The sequence below is a fragment of the Ruegeria sp. H6 genome, from assembly GCF_056532975.1.
The window spans coordinates 77593-98607 of sequence record NZ_JBQFOA010000010.1 but is presented as its reverse complement, the minus strand read 5'-3'; the positions used below and the strand labels follow the sequence as shown (position 1 = coordinate 98607).

The following is a 21015-nucleotide window of genomic DNA, read 5'->3' as shown; positions in this document are numbered from 1 at the left end:
AGATGAGCGATATTCTGATCGTAGACGACGAACGCGATATCCGCGAACTGGTGTCCGACATTCTTGAGGACGAAGGCTATTCCACCCGGCTGGCAGGAAATTCAGATGACTGCATGGCAGCCATCAATGCTGAGCCTCCGGGGCTGCTGATCCTCGATATCTGGCTGAAGGACAGCCGCATGGACGGGATCGACATCCTGAAAGCGGTGAAGCGCGACAACCCGGATGTGCCGGTGGTTATCATTTCCGGCCACGGCAATATCGAGATCGCGGTCGCAGCCATCAAACAGGGGGCTTACGACTTTATCGAAAAGCCCTTTAACATCGACCAGTTGATGGTCGTGATCCGCCGTGCGATGGAAACCTCGCGCCTGCGCCGCGAGAACGCCTCGCTCAAGCGCAAGGAAGTCAGCAGCTCGGATATGATCGGCAAGTCAGCCTCGTTCCGGGCCATGCAAGGCCAGCTGGACAAGGTCACCAAATCCAACGGTCGCGTGATGCTGAGCGGGCCTGCGGGTTCAGGCAAAGAGATTGCCGCGCGTTACATTCACGCCCATTCCAACCGCGCCAATGCCCCGTTTGTGACGGTGAACTGTGCGGGGGTTGAGCCTGAGCGGGTGGAAGAAGTTCTGTTTGGGCGCGAGTCCTCGGAACGCGGGGTCGAGTCGGGTCTTCTGGAAGAGGCCCATGGCGGCGTGATCTATTTTGACGAGGTCGCCGATATGCCGCTGGGCACGCAATCCAAGATCCTGCGCGTTCTGGTGGACCAGCAGTTCCAGCGTGTTGGCGGCACCGATAAGGTGCGCGTCGATCTACGGGTGATCTCGTCTACGAACCGCGATCTGGAGCAGGAAATCGCTGCAGACCGGTTCCGGGAAGAACTCTATCACCGTCTGAATGTCGTGCCGATTGCGGTTCCGTCGCTGGAAGAACGGCGCGAGGATATTCCGGTTCTGGCACAGCATTTCATCGAGATGTGCAACGAGACGCAAGGACTGCCCGTGCGGGAGCTGTCGGATGAGGCGGTCGCGTTGCTGCAGACCATGACCTGGCCTGGCAACGTGCGTCAGTTGAAGAACCTGATCGAGCGGGTTCTGATTCTGGGTGACAGCACCGGCGCCATTGAGGCGCGCGAATTGCCAAGCGAAGAAGAGAAATCCGACGACTCGGGTCGTGTGGTCCTGTCCGGCGCTCTGGCCACCTTGCCGCTGCGCGAAGCCCGCGAGGCGTTCGAGCGGGAATATCTGTTGACCCAGATCAACCGGTTTGGTGGCAATATCAGCCGCACCGCCAGCTTTGTCGGGATGGAGCGCAGCGCGCTGCACCGCAAACTGAAATCGCTGGGCGTGGTCACATCCAACAAATCCGGCGCTCGGGTGGCACAGATCGACGAACCGGAACCTGCGGAGTAATCCGCAGGTGATGGGGCAATCCCATTGATCCCCGTAGAGGCATCGGATTGCCAAGGGTTCCCGTCCTTTGGCAGGCGCCTGAAACGCGTGCGCCGCTCCACCGGGCTCAAGCAATCCGCTTTGGCCGAGATGGTGCAGGTGGATCAGGCGACGATCTCGCGCTGGGAAAATGGAACGCATATTCCTGATCCGATACTGCAGCAGAAGGTGTTTTCCGCTTTGGATCCAGTCCGAGAGGATGACGCGGTTCTCAAACGGTTGGTTGTTCATTCGGCGGAATGTTTGCACCTTGTCGAAGAGGTCAGTCACAAATGCTTGGCATATTCTGCCGCACGGGCGCGGGACTGGAAGACCAGCCAATCCGCCTTGTTGGGCGTCTCGCTTTGGCAATTTGCCACGGATGAGATCCGCAGCGCCGAGGCGGATCTGGAACAGGACGGGTGGTGGGACCTGCATTCTCCGAAACCCAAAAGCTTCCTGACGTCCGAGGCCGTGCACGACCGTATTCGCATCAGCGCCGGGCAGATCACATGGGAACGCCTCTATCTGTCCGACGGCACACCAGTGCGCCTTGTCAGCGGCACGCCGAGGGGGCGTGCATATTTTATGCGTTAAGCCTGTCAGGCGATCCCGCTAGAAACGGGGCATGGCACCTTCGATTCGCGTTTTTCTTCAGGTCATTTTGCTGTGGGCCGCCGGCCTGGGCGCGGCGACTCAGTTCGCCAAAATCGCGGTTCCCTTTGGGGAAGTGGCGCAACTTTATCCAAGCCACGCGGATACAATCGGCTGGCTTTTGTCCATCATCAGCCTGATGGGAGCCGTGTTGGGGGCCTTATCAGGTGCGTTGACCGGATGGTTTGGACCGATCCGGCTGTTGATCGGCGGTCTGGTTCTGGGCGGCTTGATTTCGCTGTTTCAGGCGACAGAACCAGCGTTTGGGTTGATGTTGGCCAGTCGGTTGGTCGAAGGCCTGTCGCATCTGGCCATTGTGGTTGCTGCACCAACGCTGATTGCACAGATCACCACAGGGCGGGCAAGGGATGCCGCAATGGTGCTTTGGAGCTCATTCTTTGGGGTCGCATTTGCGCTGAACGCCTGGATCGGTCTTCCGGTGGTCGAGGCCTACGGTTTGCCGGTCTTCTTCATGATCCATGGTCTGTTGATGCTCTTCTCTGCGGCGTTGGTTCTGGCGTGTCGCGTTCAGGTAGAAGCCCCGCATCACGACAGAAGCTTTGGGGGATGGCGCGCCATCGTGGATGTGCATCTGAGAACCTATCGCTCGCCCTTTGTTTCGGCGCCCGCGATTGGCTGGTTCTTCTATACGCTGACCTTCGTGTCGCTGCTGGCCATTCTACCCGGCCGCCTGCCGGAAGAGAGCAGGGCCATCGTCGCCGGGCTGATGCCGCTGGCCGGGATCGTGCTGTCATGGCTGGTGGTTCCGCCGCTTTTGACACTCATGTCCGCAGTCGCCGTGGTCAATCTGGGGTTCTTTCTTGGCATCTTGACGATTGCCGCAGGCTTTGCAGGCCTTCCGGTGCATATCGTATGCGTCGCGTTGTTCGGTGTGCTGGGGTTGGTGCAGGGAGGCAGCTTTGCCGCTGTGCCCTTGCTTAATCAAACCGCCGAGACGCAGGCGCTTGGCTATGGCGCGATGGCGCAGATGGGCAATGCGGGCAATCTGCTTGGTACGCCAATCCTGCTGGCCGTGCTGTGGCGCACGGGCGAGGGCGGTATGCTGATGGCAGTCATTCTGTCTTACGCTGTGGCGTTTTGTGCCCATCTCCTGCTGGCGCGTCGCCGTGCTGCCGGTGCCTAAGTCGGCTGACCCGGTGTGATGATCTGAAAGGACCCATCGTCGAACTGCCGAAAGCAAGAAGACGGGTTCAACGGCGGCAGCGTGGTCGTTCTGGTGGGCGGGACCGAGGATTTGACCCTCGATTTACAGGGCGGCAAGCTGACAGGGCGATAGCCTTTTTGGGCCATGCACTGCGCCTCGACCGTGTTGCGCAGCCCTTTGTTGACATCCACGGTGTAGATGTTGCCCGGCTCCCACCACCCCGGGGTGCGGTAGCATCGGCCATAGCGGTCGCAATAGGAACGTCCGGGCCAATACACCGGCGGGCTTTGCCGGATCTGGTTGGCGACAGGTGCGTCTTTCAACGCTTTCACCCGGCATTCCGTCGTCTCGGTCTGCATCCGCGACACGCTTTGGCCTTCGCGGTAATACAGCGACAAAGGCCCGCAAGAGGACAAGACCATCAGGCAAACAAGCAGGGCTGGTATTGTTTTCATACACTTACTTTGCCTTATTCGCAGGGGTATGACAATTCAATTGACCCCTATAGGGGCATCTGTCATTCAAAGAATTCAGGCAGAAGGGCCAGATACATGAAGGTCATCATTTGCGGGGCCGGTCAGGTTGGCTGGCAGATTGCACGGCACCTTTCGGGCGAGTTGAATGACGTCACGGTGGTGGATAACAATCCCGATCTGGTACGCCGGGCAACGGAAACGCTGGACGTACAGGGCATTGCAGGCTTTGCCAGCTATCCTGACGTGCTGGAACGCGCGGGCGCGCGGGATGCGGATATGATCATCGCGGCGACCCATTCGGACGAGGTGAATATGGTCACCTGCCAGATGGCGCATTCGGTCTTTTCGATCCAGCGCAAGATCGCCCGGCTGCGGTCGAACTCGTATCTGCAGGCGATCCATTCGGACCTTTATCGCCGGGATCACCTGCCCATCGATGTGGTCATCAGCCCCGAACGTGAGGTCGCCGCCGCAGCCATGCGCCGCCTGTCGGCACCTTCGGCTTTTGACACCGAGATTTTCATGGACGGCAAGGCGCAATTGCTTGGGATCCGGCTGGACGAAGAGTGCCCGATTGTGAATACACCTTTGCGCCAGCTAACCGAGCTGTTTTCGACGCTCAGCTCTATCGTTGTCGGGGTGCGCCGGGACGGGTCGCTGTTTGCGCCGGAATCCGAAGATCAGCTGTTTGTCGGCGACGAATGCTATGTCTTTACCAATGTCAAAGACGTGGACCGCACGATGGAGGTGTTTGGCAAATCCCAGCGCAAGCAAGACCGGGTCGTCATTGTTGGTGGCGGCAATGTCGGGCTTGAGGTCGCGCATACATTGGAAGATCGCGAAAGCCGCGTCCGTGCCAAGATCATCGAACGGGATCGCAAATGCGCGGAAATCGCTGCCGAATCCCTTGAGCGTACCATCGTTCTGAATGGCGACGGTCTGGATGCGGCGCTGCTGGTCGAGGCGGGTATCGACCGGGCGGATGCGATGCTGGCGGTCACGGATGATGACCGAACCAATATGCTGGCTGCGGTGCGCGCCAAAGGGCAGGGATGTGCCCTTGCGATTGCCCTGATTAACGATCCCAGCATGGTGGCCCTGATGGGGCCCTTGGGCATCGATGCCTATATCAATCCACGCGCCACCACCGTCAGTTCGATCCTGCGCCATATCCGGCACGGACGGGTGCGTCAGGTTTATTCGATCGGCGATGCCGAGGCGGAAGTGATCGAAGCCGAGGTCATGTCGACCTCACCCATGGCCGGGCAGAAATTGCGCGACATCGACTTCCCCGAAGGCGTTCTGGTGGGGGCTGTCCGCAAAGGCGATGAGGTGATGCGCCCCACCGGCAGCCTGCGGATCGAGGAAAAGGACGTGGTCGCCATCTTCTCGCTGGCCAAGGACGTACCCGAGGTCGAACGCCTGATGCAGGTCTCGATCGACTTTTTCTGATGCTGCGGGCCCGTGAACAGAACATAGGCATATTGCGGCGGTTGCCGCTGCTTTTGATGATCTGGGGTCTGGCGTCACTGGCAATGTGGATCCCTGCGGCCTATGCGCTGGTGCTGGACGACCACGATACCTCGCGGTCGTTTTTCTATTCGGGTGTCTTGGGGATTTTCATCATCTCGCTGATCGCGCTTGCACAGATGAGCCGCATCCCACGACGCGGGACGTTGGGACAGTTGGCTGTTCTTCTGGCCTCGTTCACCATATTGCCCCTGTTTCTTGCTTTGCCGCTTTATGACGCCTTGGGCAATACTAGCTATCTCAACGCCTATTTCGACATGGTCAGTGCGTTCACAACCACCGGTGCGGATCTGTTTCCGGACCCAGCGCGCCTGTCCGCGCCGTTGCATTTGTGGCGTGCGCTGATCGGGTGGTTTGGGGGTCTGCTGATGTGGGTCGCCGCAGCCGCAATCCTCGCGCCGCTGTCTTTGGGCGGCTTCGAGGTCACCGCCCAGGGTCAACCGGGGCGACCGGTCACAGGTGTAGCCCAAAGCGAAAAGGCCGACCCGCGTGGGCATCTGATCCGCGTCACGCGGACATTGACACCTGTATACGCAGGATTGACCGCAGTGATCTGGGTGCTGCTGTTGATCGCCGGCGAAGAGGGTTTGACCGCAGTTTGCCATGCCATGTCGGTGATGGCCACGTCCGGCATTTCTCCGGTCGGTGGGCTCGAGGGGTCTACAGCCGGAGTGACAGGTGAGATGATCCTGTTCCTGTTTCTGTTCTTTGCCCTGTCCCGGCTGACTTTCTCGCACGACACCGCGACGCGCGGCTACAGCCGTCTGGACAAGGACCCCGAGTTCCGCATCGGCCTGTTGATTGTTCTGGCTGTGGCAACCCTATTGTTCCTGCGCGTGCTGGCCGGCGTGGCCGATTTGGATCGGCAAATCGAACCCTTGCAGGCGCTGCATGTCATCTGGGGCATGATTTTTACCGTGATGTCCTTTCTGACCACAGCCGGGTTCGAAAGCGCGAACTGGAATGATGCGCAGCAACTCTCGGGTCTGGGGACGCCTGGATTGATCCTGATGGGGCTGGCCTTGATTGGCGGCGGTGTGGCGACCACAGCGGGCGGGGTAAAGCTCTTGCGGGTATATGCCCTCTACCTCAACGGCAAACGCGAGATCGACCGGCTGATCTATCCATCATCGGTCAGCGGAGAGGGTGGCGGCAACCGGCGTATCCAAAGCGACGGGGCTTTTATCGCGTGGATCTTCCTGATGCTCTTTGCCCTGACGCTGGGCTTGTTTGACCTGCTGCTGGCCGCCGAAGGGGTCAGTTTCGAACAGGCGATGGTGCTGAGCGTGGCCGCCCTCAGCACCACAGGGCCGTTGATCGAGCTGGCCACAGATGTCCCGATCCGACTGATTGATCTGTCGGGATGGTCCAAACTGACGCTTTGTGCTGCGATGGTGATTGGGCGGCTTGAGACGCTTGCGATCATCGCGTTGATCACGCCCAGCCTGTGGCGAGATTGAACAGATCGGCACAGCTTGGTGCAACTGCTTAATTTTTCGGCTGGAATATCTGCGCACACCGCTCCATACTCTGCCAGAGGGAACGCGTTGGTCCGCAGCGCGTGGCAAGAACAATGGCGAGACAATAAAATATGGCTTCGGACAGACAGAATCTGCAGGACGCGTTCCTGAACAATGTACGCAAGGCAAAGGTCCCGGTCACGATTTTCCTGATCAATGGCGTGAAATTGCAGGGTGTTATCACCTGGTTCGACAATTTTTGTGTGTTGTTGCGCCGCGACGGACAGTCGCAGTTGGTCTACAAACATGCGATTTCGACCATCATGCCATCACAGCCGATCAGCCTGTATGAGGGCGAAGACGCCTCTTGATGGAACATGACAGGACGCGCACCCGGGCATGGGTGTTGCATCCGGAAATCAAATCAGATGAACAGCGCCGTGTCCCTGAACCGGCGCTGGAAGAAGCAGTTGCATTGGCGGCTGCGTTGCCCGACCTGGATGTGATCGGGTCCGAAGTCGTGCGGCTGCAACGCGCGCAAGCGGGCCTGCTGTTCGGTAGCGGCAAGATCGAGGAACTGGCCGAGCGTCTACATGACGCCGAGGTCGAGCTGGTTTTGATCGACGGACCGGTGACACCGGTTCAGCAGCGTAACCTGGAAAAGGCGTGGAAGGTCAAAATCCTGGACCGGACCGGGCTGATCCTTGAGATTTTCAGCGATAGGGCCCGCACCCGCGAAGGTGTGTTGCAGGTCGAGATGGCCGCGCTCAGCTATCAGCGCACGCGATTGGTACGCGCCTGGACCCACCTTGAACGCCAGCGTGGCGGATTGGGTTTTGTCGGCGGTCCCGGTGAAACCCAGATCGAGGCGGACCGCCGCGCGATTGATGAACAGCTTGTGCGCCTGCGCAGGCAGTTGCAGAAGGTCGTCAAAACCCGCACGCTACATCGCGCGGCCCGGGCCAAGGTGCCGTATCCGATTGTTGCTTTGGTCGGCTATACGAACGCGGGTAAATCAACTCTGTTCAATCGCCTGACCGGTGCGGAGGTGATGGCAAAGGACATGCTGTTTGCCACGCTGGACCCGACCATGCGGCGTGTTCACCTACCGGATGGGCCCGAGGTCATTTTGTCCGACACGGTGGGCTTTATCTCGAATCTGCCGACCGAGTTGGTGGCGGCGTTCCGCGCCACTCTGGAAGAAGTGTTGGGTGCAGATCTGATCGTGCATGTGCGCGACATCAGCCATGCAGATTCCGAGGCGCAGGCGTTGGATGTCGAGACGATCCTTGCGTCGCTTGGTGTGGATGAGGACCGCGCGCGCCTTGAGGTTTGGAACAAGACGGATCTGTTGTCAGAGGACGACAGGCAAGCCACGCTATCCCGCGCCGATCGCGACCCCGCTATATTTGCAATTTCGGCTGTGACCGGCGATGGTCTCGACCCGTTGCTGGCTGAAATTGCCATAAAGCTGCAGGGCGCCCGACACGAAGAAACGCTGGACCTGACCTTTGCCGACGGTGGCAAACGCGCCTGGCTGTTCCGTCAGGACGTCGTGAAATCCGAAGAGCAGACCGAGGACGGCTTTGTCCTGACCGTCTATTGGACGGATAAACAGGCGGCCCAGTTCGCAACGCTGTAGTTATGCGCGCCCGCTGGGCTGATCAGGCGCCGTCGATCTGTCGTTGGTAGTCGTCGGCATCGAACCAACCGCGAGACGACGATATCTTGGTTTCTTCGCTGAGGTCCCATTCCTCCCATCCGCGGGCGACAACATGGTTGCCTGTCTTTGAATGGTGCCCTTCAAGCGTCCAAACAAAGATGGCATGGGTACCTGCCCATCGCATCATGTCACACCGAACTTCGAGGTCTGGGAAATCGGCGTAGAACCCTCCGGCCATCTCAGCAATTGCTGCACGTCCTTCGATAGGGTCGCCCCGATTAATGACGATTTGTCCGTCTTCAGCAAAAAACGACGCGACAGCGTTTGGATCGCCCGAGCTCCAAGCGATGGCATAGTCTCTGGCAAAATTGTTCAACCTGTCCTGAACACCGACCATCTGTACCCCCTTTGATGCAGTTTCAGCCTTTCGTCCATGCTAAGGCATGGGCCGATGGGGCGTCTACTTTGCCCAGTGGCATTCGGGCGTTTCGGCGGAAAACCGGAGGCTCTGATGTCCTTTTGGGCGGCAGGTTGCGCAGGTCAGGGGCGGGGTTCAAGATGGGTCACGCCCACCGCGGCGGCGCGGGCCAAATCGATGTCCAGCGACATGGGAATGTACTCACCACGCCGCCAAAGTTGCGCCTGATCATCATAGTAGCGCGACAGGAAATGGCCCGATTGCCCGGTCGCCGTGATGAACACGGAACTGTCGGGATCGGCGAAATCATAAACCCCGCGATAGCCTGCGCCGTGCACGTTCTGGAACGGATCAGGCCCGGTACCCGAGGTGCGACCGCGCAACAGGGTGTTGTCGCCACCGCTGGTGGATTGGCGGATGTTTACGAAAAACCGCAGGATCGGGACCTCTCCCAGAACCGGGTGGTCATGGGTGGCCTGATGCGCATCACCCCAGCGCAGCGATTCCAGGGCAGAGCCATAGCGTTCTTCGATCCAGATCAACGCGTCGTCCAGCGCAAGGCGCGCCATATCCGTGCAGGTTTCAACCGGCGCGCTTTGACGCACATCGCACCAGACGCCGGCGCCGTCGATGTCGCGATACACGCGTTCGATGAACAAAGGCTCGACATGTTTGTATTCGGCGGCCAAGGGCCCCAGCTCATCCGAGATCAGGCGGATTTGCAGCGCCCGCAGCCAGGCGGCATAGATCAGCGGTTCGGGCAAATGCTCGTTCATCTCGCCGTTCCATTCCGCCAACAGGGACAGGGCGATCTGGCGCTGACGCTCGGGCGTGCCCTCGGGGGCGGATTCGCCGGTATACCAGAGGTCTGCGCCGACCAGAGGCAGCAGCGAGCGGGCGGTAAAGCTGACCGTATCCAGTTGTGCCTCGATAAAGCTGTCACGGGTATGAACCTCACGCGATTGCATCAGGCGTTCCCAGCGGTGAATGCGCTGCGTGTCACCCCATTCATATGACACATGCAAGGGAAAGGGGCGGTCGATCACCTTGTTGTTTGTATTACCCAAGATACCGCCAATGGGGGCGATGAATTCGGGATTTTCCGCATAGGGCAGGCGGCCCTGCCACCGATTACGTGCCAGCCAGCCGGGGGTCGGGATGCGACCACGGCTTTGGTTGTTCAGATCGCGGCGCGGCAAGGCGCCGATCAGTTTCATCCCGATCGTGTTCCTGTCGACCAAAGACAGGTTTTGCGAGGGTGCGATGAAATCCTCGGCGACAGCCAGCGCCTGACGCACCGTGTCGGCATTCATCAGAGCCATCGAGGCGGTCATCGAGGTGTCATTCGGGCTCAGCGCGCTCCATGACAGGGATGCGACGTGCCCCGGCGGGGTGATGGTTTCAAGGCTGTAATGCGTGCCCGGCAGAACCGGGCCATTTTCAGTCCAGCGCAGGGTCAGGGTGATGGGGGCAGCATCCTTGATCTCGATGATCGAAGGACGATTTTGAAACGGTTTATAGCCGTCGGGCGTCAGGTATTCCTGCGGGTTATCAGGGTTCAGTTTTTCAATATGCACGTCCTGATCGTCCAGGTAAGACGAGGTCAGCCCCCATCCCAGACGGTCGCTGCGGCCGGTCATGATGGCCGGTACACCGGGGATCGACGCCCCGATTACACCGCCCTTGGCAAGCTCAAGCCGGGCGAGGTACCAGATGCCTGGCGCGGTAAAGCCCAGATGCGGGTCATTGGCCAGCAACGTGCCACCACTGGCCGACCGCGACGGGGCCGCGGACCACGCATTCGACGCACCCGCAAGCCCGCGGTTAGGGAAGGGCGACAGCGGTGTGTCGGGCATCGGTAGGGTTTCGGCGAAACGGGGCAGGTCTGGGAACAAAGCGGCATATTCCGGCAGGGCGGCGATCCCCGGCCCGGGCACGTCCGGAAGGATATCGGACAAACGCTGCGGATCGTTCAGGGCCAGCGACGTGCGCGCGCGCAGCACCTCGTCTTCCAGATGGCCGGACAATTGCAGCGACATCAGCTTGATCACCGCCAGACTGTCGCCGGGCTGCCAAGGTGAAACCGGAGCGCTGAACAGGAACATCTCGGGCGCGCCACGACCCAGAGCCATTTCATTGATCTCTTCCAACCGTGCGTTGACACCAGCCGCATAAGCCTCCAGCGCGGCTTTGGTGTAGTCGTCCTGCGCCTCGACCGAGCGATGGGCCAGCCCATAAAGATCAAAGCGGCGCAACAGTTTGTCGATGGACACCGTGCGCTGGCCAAAAACCTCTGACAACCGTCCCTGGGCCGTGCGGCGTAGCATAGTCATCTGCCACAACCGGTCCTGCGCATGGGCGTAACCCATGCCAAAGAACACATCCGGGTCGGTTTGACCAAGGATATGCGGGACGTTTGCGGTGTCTCGCACGATCTCAACCGGGGCATTCAGGCCACGCACCTGAACCGTCTGATCGTATTCGGGCAGCGATTGGCTAGCGAGGAAATACACAAGGCCAACAGCGGCCAGAGCCAGCAGGATTAGCCCTGTCGTGATTCTAATCAGCCAGCGGAAGACCAGGCCCATGTTTGCCCCACAATTTGTTAAATCATTGATTGGGGCGGAGACTAGTAGAACGCAAAAGGGATCAAAAGAGGATTGCGGTCAGAAAACGCGGGGTCATCAAAATAAGTTAAACCCCACCACGGGGTGTGATGGGGCTTCAGAGGGGGGGAGTGGTATTGGTTTAGGGGATGATGCGTGTGTATTTGGTGCCCTCGACGGTTGCACCGAACAACAGCCCTGCCTGACCAAAGATCGCGGCAATGACCGGTGTGCGCAAAGTGGTGGTGGTGGTCGACAGGGTGCTGCCTGTGGCATCCACGACGTAACCGATGTCTGCGCCCGCTGTCCAACCGCTGGAGCGGCGGAAATCGTTCAGCGCGTCCTCGGTCATGAAGAACAGCACATGGGCGTATTGCTGCGCGCCGATCTGCAGACCGGCAGTGCCTTTGACGGCGGAATAGTAATCGACCGTCGCGCCCTGAATGCGCAGCGCGCCTTGGCCAAAGCCGCCACCAAAGATAAAGCCAGCCTCGGTGATCAGCGGCATGACCAGCATCCCGTTGGCTTTGTTGGCGATTTCAATGGTGTTGGGGTACTTGTTGTACATTTCGGTCAACGTCGCGTCGACCCTTGCATCGATTGTCGCTGCGTTCGAATTGCCGACGCCATTGCCGCAAGCGGCGGTCACTGTCAGTCCGGCCATGCCAAGCGCAAAGCCACGACGGTTCAGTCGGGGAGAGTTGGAACTGCTCATGTTTTTGTCTCTGTATAACTGCCTGATATGTCGGGTCTTCCCGATCTTATGTGCAAGGATACGCGGATTGTTGCCATGTGTCACGGGAAAGCTGAAACCTATAGGGCGGAAATCGGCGAAAACTTGCGGGTGCCCGATTGCTCAGCCCTGCAACATGCGGGCAATGCGTGGTGCAAAATAGGTCAAGATACCGTCACACCCGGCGCGTTTGAACGCCATCAGGCTTTCCGCCATGACCTTATCCCCGTCGATCCAACCGTTTTGCGCCGCCGCCTGGATCATCGCGTATTCGCCCGAGACCTGATAGGCATAGGTTGGCGCGCCAAACGTGCCCTTCACGCGGCGGCAGATGTCCAGATAGGGCATGCCCGGCTTGATCATCACCATATCCGCGCCTTCGGTCAGATCCCGTTCGATCAGGCGCAGTGCTTCGTCCGAATTGGCCGGGTCCATCTGATAGGTTTTCTTGTCACCCGTCAGAGCGCCCGAGGCGCCAACGGCGTCGCGGAAGGGCCCGTAAAAGGCGCTGGCATATTTGGCCGCGTAGCTGAGGATCATCACGTTCTGGTGCCCTGCAGCCTCAAGCGCGTCGCGCATTGCGCCGATCCGCCCGTCCATCATATCCGAAGGTCCGATGATGTCCGCCCCGGCATCCGCTTGGGCCACGGTCATTTTCACCAGCGCTTCGACCGTTTGGTCATTCACAATCTCGCCATCTACGACATAGCCGTCGTGACCATTGATGTTGTAGGGATCCAACGCCACATCCGTCATGATTGCGATATCTGGCGCCGCAGCCTTGACCGCGCGAATGGCCCGGTTCGACAGATTGTCGGGATTCCAGGCCTCGGCGCAATCTTCGGTTTTGAGCGAGGGGTCCGTGTATGGAAAGATACAGATCGCAGGAATTCCAAGCGCTTGCGCCTCGATCGCGGCCTTGGCGATCAGGTCTACCGACCGCCGCATGACGCCCGGCATGGATGGAACCGGCTCTTCCACGCCTTCTCCGTCGCGCACAAAAACCGGCCAGATCAGGTCATCAGTGGTCAGGGTGTTCTGACGAACCAGTCCGCGAATTGCCTCGGATTGACGCGCGCGGCGGAACCGGGCGCGAGGAAAGGGGGCAATGGTCGGATTCATGGCTCAGTCTCCTTGAACAATTCTTCATTGGGTGGCATGAATTGCCAGTAGCCTCAAGGGTATCAATCGACGCGTCCACGCGCCGCAAAGCCCAAAAGAACGCTTAACAAAGGGCTGACGCTTGGACTTATACTCTTCGATTTTCGAACACATCGACATGCGCAGCTTTTCGAATCTGTGGTTCTGGATTTCATTGGCCGTGCTGTGGTCGTCGGCAAGCCATTGGGTCATGGGGGTTCCCTATGACCTTCTGACGCGCGCACGGCGGGTCGGCGGGCAAACTGAAACGGATCTTTTGGACATCGTGCGCATCAACCGTAACCGGTTGCTTTATATCGTTGATATCTCGGGCGTTGCCATCCTGGCCTTGTGCTGTTTCATCTTCACCGGCCTTGCTACGATGGGATTTGTCTACGGAATGGAATTTGCGCAGGCTGTTTTTCTGCTGCTCTTTCCCTTGTGCTTCGTCACAATGATCAATATCGCCGCCGCACGCCGATTGCAGCGGCAGGAACCAACGCTCGAGATTGTCTCGAAAACCCTGAACCGCTGCAGGTTGTATACCCAACTCATTGGTATGGTTTCGATTTTTGTGACATCTATCTGGGGAATGTATCAGAATTTCTCGATCGGCGTATTGGGCTGGTAACATCGGAAAGGCATTGCAATGCAGGCTCCGGACCACGTAACAGTTGGCGGTGCTCCCGAAGGGTATGACGCGCAGCTTGTGCTGAAAGAGGTTGCCCGTTCTGGCAGCCCTGTGTGTCACGTCGCGCGCGATGACAAACGGATGGAGGCGATGCGTGCCGCGCTTGCCTTCTTTGCGCCCGACATGCCGGTCTTTGTGTTTCCGGGCTGGGATTGTCTGCCCTATGACCGGGTTTCACCCAATGCCGATATCGCCGCCGCGCGGGTGGCGACTCTGGCGGCGCTGGTGCATCAGATGCCAGCGCAGTTTGTGCTGCTGACGACGCTGAACGCCGCGACCCAACGTGTGCCTGCGCGCGATGTTCTGCGTCAGGCGGCATTCACGGCGCGCGTCAACCACCGCGTGGACGAAGATGCGCTGCGCAATTTTCTTGTCCGTATGGGCTTTACCCAAAGTCCCACGGTGATGGAGCCGGGTGATTATGCCATTCGCGGCGGCATAATCGACATCTTCCCACCGGGCGAATCCGGCCCCGTCCGTCTGGATCTGTTCGGAGATGTTCTGGACGGCGCGCGCCGCTTTGACCCGGTATCGCAGCGCACCACCGAAAAGCTTGAAGTGGTGGAGCTTGCGCCCGTGTCCGAGGTTATTCTGGACGACGCAGCCATCACCCGGTTTCGCCAGAATTACCGCATCGAATTCGGCGCGGCGGGCACGGATGATCCGCTCTATGAGGCGGTCAGTGCGGGCCGCAAGCATCAAGGCATCGAACACTGGTTGCCGTTTTTCCACGAAAAGCTGGAGACCCTGTTCGACTATCTTCCCGAGGCTACGGTCACTGTGGATGATCAGGTTACACCGGCCCGATTGGCGCGGTGGGATACGATTGCCGACCAGTATGAGACGCGCAAACTGGCGCTGGAAAACCGCTCGCGCATGGATACGGTCTACAAGCCGACCCCGCCCGGCTTGCTGTATCTGGACGATGCCGCGTGGGAAGCCGCTGTCGGCGGCCGGCGTGTGTTGCAATTCAGCCCTCTGCCACAGGCCAGCGGGCCGGGTGTGATCGACGCAGGCGGACGGATCGGGCGCAATTTTGCCCCCGAACGGCAACAGGAAAGCATCAGCCTGTTTGGCGCTCTGGCCAGCCATATCACGGACAAGATGGCCAAAGGCCCGGTTCTGATCGCGTCTTACTCCGAAGGGGCCCGTGAACGTCTGACCGGATTGATCGAAGACGAAGGTCTGGCCGAGGCGATCCCCGTCACCGACGGCACCCGTGTAGGCAAACGCGGGCTGCATCTGGCCGTCTGGGCGTTGGAGCATGGGTTCGAAACCCTCGACCTGACGGTGATTGCCGAACAGGACGTGCTGGGTGACCGGCTGATCCGCCAGCCCAAGAAACGCCGCAAGGCCGAGAATTTCCTGACCGAGGCCCAATCATTGTCCCCCGGTGATCTGGTGGTTCATGTGGACCACGGCATCGGGCGTTATATGGGGATGGAGGTCGTCACCGCCGCCGGGGCCGCTCATGAATGCCTGCTGCTGGAATATGCGGAACAGGCCAAGCTGTACCTGCCGGTTGAAAACATCGAATTGCTGTCGAAATACGGCCATGACGAAGGGCTGCTTGACCGGTTGGGCGGCGGCGCGTGGCAGGCCAAAAAGGCAAAGCTGAAAGAACGCATCCGCGAGATGGCGGACAAACTGATCCGCATCGCTGCGGAACGAGCGCTGCGCAAAGCTCCGGTCATGGATCCGCCGCCCCACGCGTGGGATGAATTCAGCGCGCGCTTTCCGTATCAGGAAACCGACGACCAGTTGCGCGCGATTTCCGAGGTGATGGAGGATATGCACTCGGGCGCGCCGATGGATCGCCTGATCTGCGGCGACGTGGGCTTTGGCAAGACCGAGGTTGCCATGCGCGCCGCTTTTGTCGCGGCCATGTCCGGCGTGCAGGTGGCGGTGATTGCACCGACCACACTGCTGGCGCGCCAGCACGCGGCCTCGTTCAAAGACCGCTTCCGGGGCTTCCCGCTGGAGGTGCGGCAATTGTCGCGTTTCGTGTCGGCGAAGGAAGCGCAGCAGACCCGCGACGGGCTGGCGCGCGGCACGGTGGACATCGTGATCGGCACCCATGCGCTGTTGGCCAAGGGGATACGGTTCAACAATCTGGGCCTGCTGATCATCGACGAAGAACAGCATTTCGGTGTTGGCCACAAGGAACGGCTGAAACAATTGCGCAGCGACATTCACGTCCTGACCCTGACCGCCACGCCAATCCCGCGCACGCTGCAACTGTCCCTGACCGGGGTGCGCGACCTGTCAATCATCGGCACGCCCCCCATCGACCGTCTGGCGATCCGCACCTATGTCAGCGAGTTCGATGCGGTCACGATCCGCGAGGCACTGCTGCGCGAACACTATCGCGGTGGGCAGAGTTTCTATGTCGTCCCGCGCATCTCGGACCTGCCAGAGATTGAGGAATTCCTGAAAGAGCAGTTGCCGGAACTGACCTATGTGGTGGCGCATGGGCAGATGGCGGCGGGGGAACTCGACGACCGGATGAACGCGTTTTACGATGGGAAGTACGACGTGTTGTTGGCCACGACGATTGTGGAAAGCGGGCTGGATATCCCGACCGCGAACACGATGGTGGTGCATCGGGCGGATATGTTCGGTCTGGCGCAGCTCTATCAGATCCGGGGCCGGGTTGGGCGCTCGAAAACGCGCGCCTATGCCTATCTGACCACGAAACCGCGCCAGAAATTGACGGCCACGGCAGAAAAACGCCTGCGCGTCTTGGGTTCGCTGGATACACTGGGGGCCGGTTTCACGCTGGCCAGCCAGGATTTGGACATTCGCGGCGCGGGCAACCTGCTGGGCGAGGAACAGTCGGGTCAGATGCGCGATGTGGGCTATGAACTCTATCAGTCGATGCTGGAAGAGGCGATTGCCAAGATCAAAGCCGGTGAGATGGAGGGGTTGTCAGATGCCGACGATCAATGGGCGCCCCAAATCAATCTGGGCGTGCCGGTTCTGATCCCCGAGGACTACGTTCCCGATCTGGATGTGCGTCTGGGGCTCTATCGCCGCCTGTCGTCGCTGTCGACCAAGGTCGAGTTGGAAGGCTTTGCCGCCGAGTTGATCGACCGCTTTGGCACCCTGCCGAAAGAGGTCAACACCCTGATGCTGGTTGTGCGTATCAAGGCGATGTGCAAACGCGCAGGCATTGCCAAGCTGGACGGCGGGCCCAAGGGTGCCACGATCCAGTTCCACAACGACAAATTCGCCTCGCCTCAGGGGCTGGTCGAGTTCATCCAGAACCAGCGCGGGCTTGCCAAGGTCAAAGACAACAAGATCGTGGTGCGTCGGGACTGGAAGAAGGACAGCGACAAGATTAAGGGTGCCTTTGCCATCGCCCGTGACCTTGCGGAAAAAGTCATTGCGGTGAAGAAAAAGGCAAAGACCTAGTCGCCGGTCACAAAAGTGCAAAGCTGCCAGTCGCCGTCTTCGGATTTCACCAAAGCGGCGCGGTAGCCGACCATGGACCACAGGAAATCGCTGTGCATATGGCCGATGGTCCCGTCGGTCAGGCGGATCAACTGGTATTCAGCCCCATCGCGGTAGTCGGGCACCAGAACAATTTCGTGGCTGATCCGATCCAACGCCGCACCGTTTCGCGAGGGTGTCTGCCGCAGCGTGACGTTCTCTCCGGTCACGAAATAGGCGATAAACGGATCCAGCGAGGCGGGCAGAGTGATCTGCCATTGATGAGGCATCCAGAACTCGCCCTCTTCGTCGAAATACCCCGGGCTGGAAAGTGTTTCTTCGAGCGCCGACCAATAGGAATCGCGCAGCGCATCGGCCTGATCGCGGGCGTCTTCGGCCAGGGTTGCCGGGTCCACCGTCAGGTTTTGCCGAAAGGCTGCCGGCCCACTTTCAGTGCCGTGGCTGATATAGATGTCGGGGCAGGTCGCGGCGATTACCGCTTCGGTGTCGCGGGCTGCGATTTTGGCCAGAAGGTCCTCGCGAAACGCCACCAGCGACGGGTCATTCGATGCCTGATCCACGGGTGGGAAGCTTTGGCGGTCTGCCCAGGCCGGTCCGCAGATCAGACCGGCCAGTGCGAGTATTCTGAGGTTCATTCGGCAGCCTTCATTGCAGCTTGGGCACAGAAACAGGATGCCCCGACCGCACCGTCGGCGCGCGCCAGCGCAAGGTCAAGACGTTGTTTGATCTGTTTGATTTCAATCACCTCACCGCGTGATTTCAGGCAATCGTGCAGGCCCTTGAGGCTCCAGACATTGTCCGGATGGATCGATGCGCGGCTGAGCGTTCCACCCAATCCCAGATCCTCGCGATAGACCGCTTCGGCCTCAGACACGTGACCCTGTTCAAACAGCAGAGCCCCCAAAGCGTGGCGTGTGGGCTGCATCCATCCCCAGGGTTCGTCATAGGGCAGCGCATCATCCAATTCGACCGAACGGCGCAGATGCGAATAGGCCGCGTCATAGTTGCCTTTGCGATATTCGATTTCGCCGCGCAACATCGCAGCTGCGATTGCCAGCAGGTCGATCACGCGGTTGTTGTGCAGCAAACGAGTTTCGGGAACACGATCCATGGCTGTCAGGAACAACTGCTCTTCCGCCTCGGCCTCGGGCACCATGTCGGTCGCTGCAAAGGCGATGGCGCGCGCATAGTGCGTGGTCGCCGTCAGCGTGCGATAGAGATCCTGGTCTTCGGGCAGTTCCAGCGCTTTGGCTTCGGCCCAGCGGCCGAAACGGATCAGGATATGCGGGCCCATCGACATGTAGCTTTCGAAAAAGTTCGCCATCGGCGGGCTTTCGATCCGCAACATGTCCTCGGGCGTGGTGTCCCATATCCCCTGATTGGCGCGCAGGGCAGGTTCCATCTGCCCCAGAAACATCGCGCCATAAATGGCGAAATGGTAATTGTGCTGTCGATAGCCGGTGTAGATATTGAATGCGCCTTCACGCTCAAAATACTTCAGATCGGCGACCGAGGCGCATTGGTTCCAGTGAACCACGTTCTGGTAGTGGCCGCACAACACGTCGATATGGGTCGGCATATGCACCAGATGGCCCGCATCTGGCACAAGCGTGCGCAGAACATCCCCCGCAACCAATGCCTTTTCGGGCGTCGGCGACATTTCCATCAGATGCACATAGAGATGTAGCAGGCCCGGATGGCTCATCGCATCCGGATCGTTGGACATGGCCCACTCCAGGGCCTCTTGCGCCTCAAGTGTGGCGGCGCCTTCGGCAGGTTCGCCGGTTTCAAGGTTCCACATCTGCCAGGGCGTCAGGTTCAGCAAGGATTCGACATAGATCGTGCGCAGGTCCAGATGTTCGGGATGGGCCGCAAAGGCCGCGCGCATAGCATCGGCAAAATCGTGGTCCCACGGGTGCATGTCTTCGACGATCTCGCGTTGCGGATAACGCGCAGGCAGGGTGCGGATCAGGGCTTGCTCGACCTCAGTGCACTGATCGAGCCGCGACAGGGCCTCTTGCGCTGCATCGTAAGACGCTGCCAGCGCCTTGGCCTGGCCGTTCTCATCTTGCCGATCCCAGGGCAAATTATAGTTGGGACCCAAAGCATAGGCGACACCCCAATAGGCCATGGCACACTCCGGGTCGGCCTCTGCCGCGCGCTGAAAACAGGCGACGGCCTCGCCATGGTTGTACCCGTAGGTCCAGACCAGACCGCGATCAAACCAAAGCTGCGCCTCGGCCGAGCTTGTCGTCACGGGGCAGGAATATGTCCCCAGATCATAGTCATAGCTCATCAGAAAACTCCCCCTTTGAAATCGCAGGCAGGATAGCGTGTTTCAAAGCCTGTGCACAGATCAGGCGGGCAGGCGGCTTTCGATCCGTCCCATGTGAAGCATCAGACCGAAGCCCAATATGCACATGGTCAGGATGCCGATGGTCAGCGGGGCAATCGATCCATCGAACAACAGACCGACCGGGGCCGCGATGGCCGCGGCAAGAACCGTTGCGATAGATCCGATCACCGAGGCGGCCATACCGGCAATATGGCCCATCGGCTCCATCGCCATCGCATTCAGATTGCCCATGGTGACGCCCGCCATGAAGAAAACAGTCGTTTGCCAGAAAACAAACAGGGCGAAAGAGGCGTTTGGCGACAGATCGGCCATATTCAACAGGATTACCACGGACGTTATCAGGATTTGAGATCCCAGGGCCCAGGTTACGATGCGGCGCATTCCTATGCGGACCACGATCGCCGCGTTCAGCAGGCTTGCGGACCCAGATACCAGAGCCACAAAGCCGAACCAGAACGGAAAGCTCTCAGCCCGGTCGTGGATGACGTCATAAACCGGCTGGACCATCGTCAGCATGGTGAACAGCAATCCCATGCACAGGGTCTGCACCAGGATGGACAGGCGCACGGTGGGGTGGGCCAGCATTTCCTGAACGGCGGCGACCATCAAAGGCATGCGGAAGGGACGGCGGTTTTCCACGGGCAGGGACTCGGGCAGGCGCATCGTCATCCAAAGAACGATGGCCATGGCGAACAGGATGAAACAGACAAAGATGCCGCGCCACCCGACCAGAGCGATCACACCGGCCCCCAACAGGGGGGCAAAGGCCGGAACCAGGGTGAAAATCATCATCGCAATCGAAATGATCCGCGCCATTTCGCGGCCTGCGTAAAGGTCGCGAATGATGGCCATCGCGACCACGCGCGGACCTGCGGCACCGATGCCCTGCATGACGCGGGCCGCCAGCAGCAATTCCAGCGAAGAACTGGCCCAGGCCACCGCCGCCGAAAGGATGTACAGCGCCATACCGCCGTAGATCACCGGCTTGCGGCCAACGGCATCCGACAGGGGGCCTGTAAAAAAGGTCCCGATCCCCATGCCCAGCACAAACGAGGTCAGGATAAGCTGCGCTTTGTTTATGTCATCTGGGCTCAGCTGCGTGCCGATTTCCGGCAGCGCAGGCAGCATCGCGTCAATCGAGAAAGCAATCGTGGCGAACATCATTGCGATCAGCGCAATGAATTCGCCCCGGGGCATACGGTCGGACATGAAGGGCTCCTTACCCGACCGCGCTATCACG

General features: G+C 59.7%; 17 protein-coding genes. 9 read left to right on the top strand and 8 right to left on the bottom strand.

The window, feature by feature from the left end; all coding sequences use genetic code 11:
* Nucleotides 1-2 precede the first annotated feature (2 nt).
* Genes ntrX through ACR0AG_RS16190 form a run of 3 tightly spaced genes read left to right on the top strand, consistent with a single transcriptional unit; the run spans nucleotide 3 to nucleotide 3228 of the window.
* Nucleotides 3-1412, top strand: coding sequence for a nitrogen assimilation response regulator NtrX (ntrX, locus tag ACR0AG_RS16200; RefSeq protein ID WP_480840761.1), 1410 nt, complete (start codon nucleotides 3-5; stop codon nucleotides 1410-1412).
* Between the two features lie 24 nt (nucleotides 1413-1436).
* On the top strand, nucleotides 1437-2027 hold the full coding sequence (locus ACR0AG_RS16195) for a helix-turn-helix transcriptional regulator (protein WP_480840759.1): 591 nt from the start codon (nucleotides 1437-1439) through the stop codon (nucleotides 2025-2027).
* 31 nt (nucleotides 2028-2058) lie between these two features.
* Nucleotides 2059-3228, top strand: coding sequence for an MFS transporter (locus ACR0AG_RS16190; RefSeq protein WP_480840757.1), 1170 nt, complete (start codon nucleotides 2059-2061; stop codon nucleotides 3226-3228).
* On the opposite strand, the gene ACR0AG_RS16185 is transcribed toward ACR0AG_RS16190, so the two are convergent.
* The gene (locus ACR0AG_RS16185; RefSeq protein ID WP_480840755.1) at nucleotides 3225-3704 is read right to left on the bottom strand and encodes a hypothetical protein; all 480 of its coding nucleotides are present in this window, start codon (nucleotides 3702-3704) and stop codon (nucleotides 3225-3227) included. The two genes, ACR0AG_RS16190 and ACR0AG_RS16185, sit on opposite strands and share 4 nt — an antisense overlap.
* Nucleotides 3705-3800: 96 nt before the next feature.
* On the opposite strand from ACR0AG_RS16185, the gene trkA reads away from it, so the two are divergent.
* The 4 genes from trkA to hflX all read left to right on the top strand — a co-directional run bounded on the left by trkA (nucleotide 3801) and on the right by hflX (nucleotide 8357).
* On the top strand, nucleotides 3801-5177 hold the full coding sequence (gene trkA, locus ACR0AG_RS16180; RefSeq protein ID WP_480840753.1) for a Trk system potassium transporter TrkA: 1377 nt from the start codon (nucleotides 3801-3803) through the stop codon (nucleotides 5175-5177).
* Complete coding sequence (locus ACR0AG_RS16175) at nucleotides 5177-6715, top strand: TrkH family potassium uptake protein (protein WP_480840751.1); 1539 nt, start codon at nucleotides 5177-5179, stop codon at nucleotides 6713-6715. The genes trkA and ACR0AG_RS16175 overlap by 1 nt, the downstream gene beginning before the upstream one ends.
* Before the next feature lie 131 nt (nucleotides 6716-6846).
* Complete coding sequence (hfq, locus tag ACR0AG_RS16170) at nucleotides 6847-7086, top strand: RNA chaperone Hfq (protein WP_010440340.1); 240 nt, start codon at nucleotides 6847-6849, stop codon at nucleotides 7084-7086.
* Nucleotides 7086-8357, top strand: a complete 1272-nt coding sequence (hflX, locus tag ACR0AG_RS16165; protein WP_480840749.1) for a GTPase HflX — start codon at nucleotides 7086-7088, stop codon at nucleotides 8355-8357. The genes hfq and hflX overlap by 1 nt, the downstream gene beginning before the upstream one ends.
* 22 nt (nucleotides 8358-8379) lie before the next feature.
* Here the strand turns inward: hflX and ACR0AG_RS16160 are convergent, their stop codons facing one another.
* From ACR0AG_RS16160 to hemB, 4 genes are all read right to left on the bottom strand, one after another.
* Nucleotides 8380-8775: an SgcJ/EcaC family oxidoreductase gene (locus ACR0AG_RS16160; protein WP_480840747.1), complete on the bottom strand. Its 396-nt coding sequence runs from the start codon at nucleotides 8773-8775 to the stop codon at nucleotides 8380-8382.
* A 143-nt stretch (nucleotides 8776-8918) separates the two neighbouring features.
* Nucleotides 8919-11384: a penicillin acylase family protein gene (locus ACR0AG_RS16155; protein ID WP_480840745.1), complete on the bottom strand. Its 2466-nt coding sequence runs from the start codon at nucleotides 11382-11384 to the stop codon at nucleotides 8919-8921.
* Nucleotides 11385-11544: 160 nt separating this feature from the next.
* Nucleotides 11545-12117, bottom strand: coding sequence for a lipid-binding SYLF domain-containing protein (locus ACR0AG_RS16150; protein ID WP_480840742.1), 573 nt, complete (start codon nucleotides 12115-12117; stop codon nucleotides 11545-11547).
* A 141-nt stretch (nucleotides 12118-12258) separates the two neighbouring features.
* A complete protein-coding gene (gene hemB / locus ACR0AG_RS16145; protein ID WP_480840740.1) occupies nucleotides 12259-13257 on the bottom strand; it encodes a porphobilinogen synthase in 999 nt (332 codons plus the stop codon).
* 121 nt (nucleotides 13258-13378) lie between these two features.
* On the opposite strand from hemB, the gene ACR0AG_RS16140 reads away from it, so the two are divergent.
* Both ACR0AG_RS16140 and mfd read left to right on the top strand, forming a co-directional pair.
* On the top strand, nucleotides 13379-13906 hold the full coding sequence (locus ACR0AG_RS16140) for a component of SufBCD complex (RefSeq protein ID WP_480840738.1): 528 nt from the start codon (nucleotides 13379-13381) through the stop codon (nucleotides 13904-13906).
* Nucleotides 13907-13924: 18 nt separating this feature from the next.
* The gene (gene mfd, locus ACR0AG_RS16135; RefSeq protein WP_480840736.1) at nucleotides 13925-17380 is read left to right on the top strand and encodes a transcription-repair coupling factor; all 3456 of its coding nucleotides are present in this window, start codon (nucleotides 13925-13927) and stop codon (nucleotides 17378-17380) included.
* On the opposite strand, the gene ACR0AG_RS16130 is transcribed toward mfd, so the two are convergent.
* From ACR0AG_RS16130 to ACR0AG_RS16120, 3 genes are read right to left on the bottom strand one after another with little or no spacing between them, the layout of a single operon-like run.
* Entirely contained in the window at nucleotides 17377-18054 is a 678-nt protein-coding gene (locus tag ACR0AG_RS16130) for an SH3 domain-containing protein (RefSeq protein ID WP_480840734.1), read from the bottom strand. The genes mfd and ACR0AG_RS16130 overlap by 4 nt on opposite strands.
* Nucleotides 18051-19715, bottom strand: coding sequence for a tetratricopeptide repeat protein (locus ACR0AG_RS16125; protein WP_480840732.1), 1665 nt, complete (start codon nucleotides 19713-19715; stop codon nucleotides 18051-18053). The genes ACR0AG_RS16130 and ACR0AG_RS16125 overlap by 4 nt, the downstream gene beginning before the upstream one ends.
* 60 nt (nucleotides 19716-19775) lie before the next feature.
* Complete coding sequence (locus ACR0AG_RS16120) at nucleotides 19776-20984, bottom strand: multidrug effflux MFS transporter (RefSeq protein WP_480840730.1); 1209 nt, start codon at nucleotides 20982-20984, stop codon at nucleotides 19776-19778.
* Nucleotides 20985-21015: the final 31 nt, after the last annotated feature.

What these genes read in the sequence shown, in the direction of transcription:
- ACR0AG_RS16190 (WP_480840757.1), top strand. Translation starts at nt 2,059, where the DNA reads ATGGCACCTTCGATTCGCGTTTTTCTTCAGGTCATTTTGCTGTGGGCC.
- hfq (WP_010440340.1), top strand. Translation starts at nt 6,847, where the DNA reads ATGGCTTCGGACAGACAGAATCTGCAGGACGCGTTCCTGAACAATGTA.
- ntrX (WP_480840761.1), top strand. Translation starts at nt 3, where the DNA reads ATGAGCGATATTCTGATCGTAGACGACGAACGCGATATCCGCGAACTG.
- trkA (WP_480840753.1), top strand. Translation starts at nt 3,801, where the DNA reads ATGAAGGTCATCATTTGCGGGGCCGGTCAGGTTGGCTGGCAGATTGCA.
- ACR0AG_RS16160 (WP_480840747.1), bottom strand. Translation starts at nt 8,775, where the DNA reads ATGGTCGGTGTTCAGGACAGGTTGAACAATTTTGCCAGAGACTATGCC.
- ACR0AG_RS16155 (WP_480840745.1), bottom strand. Translation starts at nt 11,384, where the DNA reads ATGGGCCTGGTCTTCCGCTGGCTGATTAGAATCACGACAGGGCTAATC.
- ACR0AG_RS16130 (WP_480840734.1), bottom strand. Translation starts at nt 18,054, where the DNA reads ATGAACCTCAGAATACTCGCACTGGCCGGTCTGATCTGCGGACCGGCC.
- hemB (WP_480840740.1), bottom strand. Translation starts at nt 13,257, where the DNA reads ATGAATCCGACCATTGCCCCCTTTCCTCGCGCCCGGTTCCGCCGCGCG.
- ACR0AG_RS16175 (WP_480840751.1), top strand. Translation starts at nt 5,177, where the DNA reads ATGCTGCGGGCCCGTGAACAGAACATAGGCATATTGCGGCGGTTGCCG.
- hflX (WP_480840749.1), top strand. Translation starts at nt 7,086, where the DNA reads ATGGAACATGACAGGACGCGCACCCGGGCATGGGTGTTGCATCCGGAA.
- mfd (WP_480840736.1), top strand. Translation starts at nt 13,925, where the DNA reads ATGCAGGCTCCGGACCACGTAACAGTTGGCGGTGCTCCCGAAGGGTAT.
- ACR0AG_RS16120 (WP_480840730.1), bottom strand. Translation starts at nt 20,984, where the DNA reads ATGTCCGACCGTATGCCCCGGGGCGAATTCATTGCGCTGATCGCAATG.
- ACR0AG_RS16185 (WP_480840755.1), bottom strand. Translation starts at nt 3,704, where the DNA reads ATGAAAACAATACCAGCCCTGCTTGTTTGCCTGATGGTCTTGTCCTCT.
- ACR0AG_RS16125 (WP_480840732.1), bottom strand. Translation starts at nt 19,715, where the DNA reads ATGAGCTATGACTATGATCTGGGGACATATTCCTGCCCCGTGACGACA.
- ACR0AG_RS16150 (WP_480840742.1), bottom strand. Translation starts at nt 12,117, where the DNA reads ATGAGCAGTTCCAACTCTCCCCGACTGAACCGTCGTGGCTTTGCGCTT.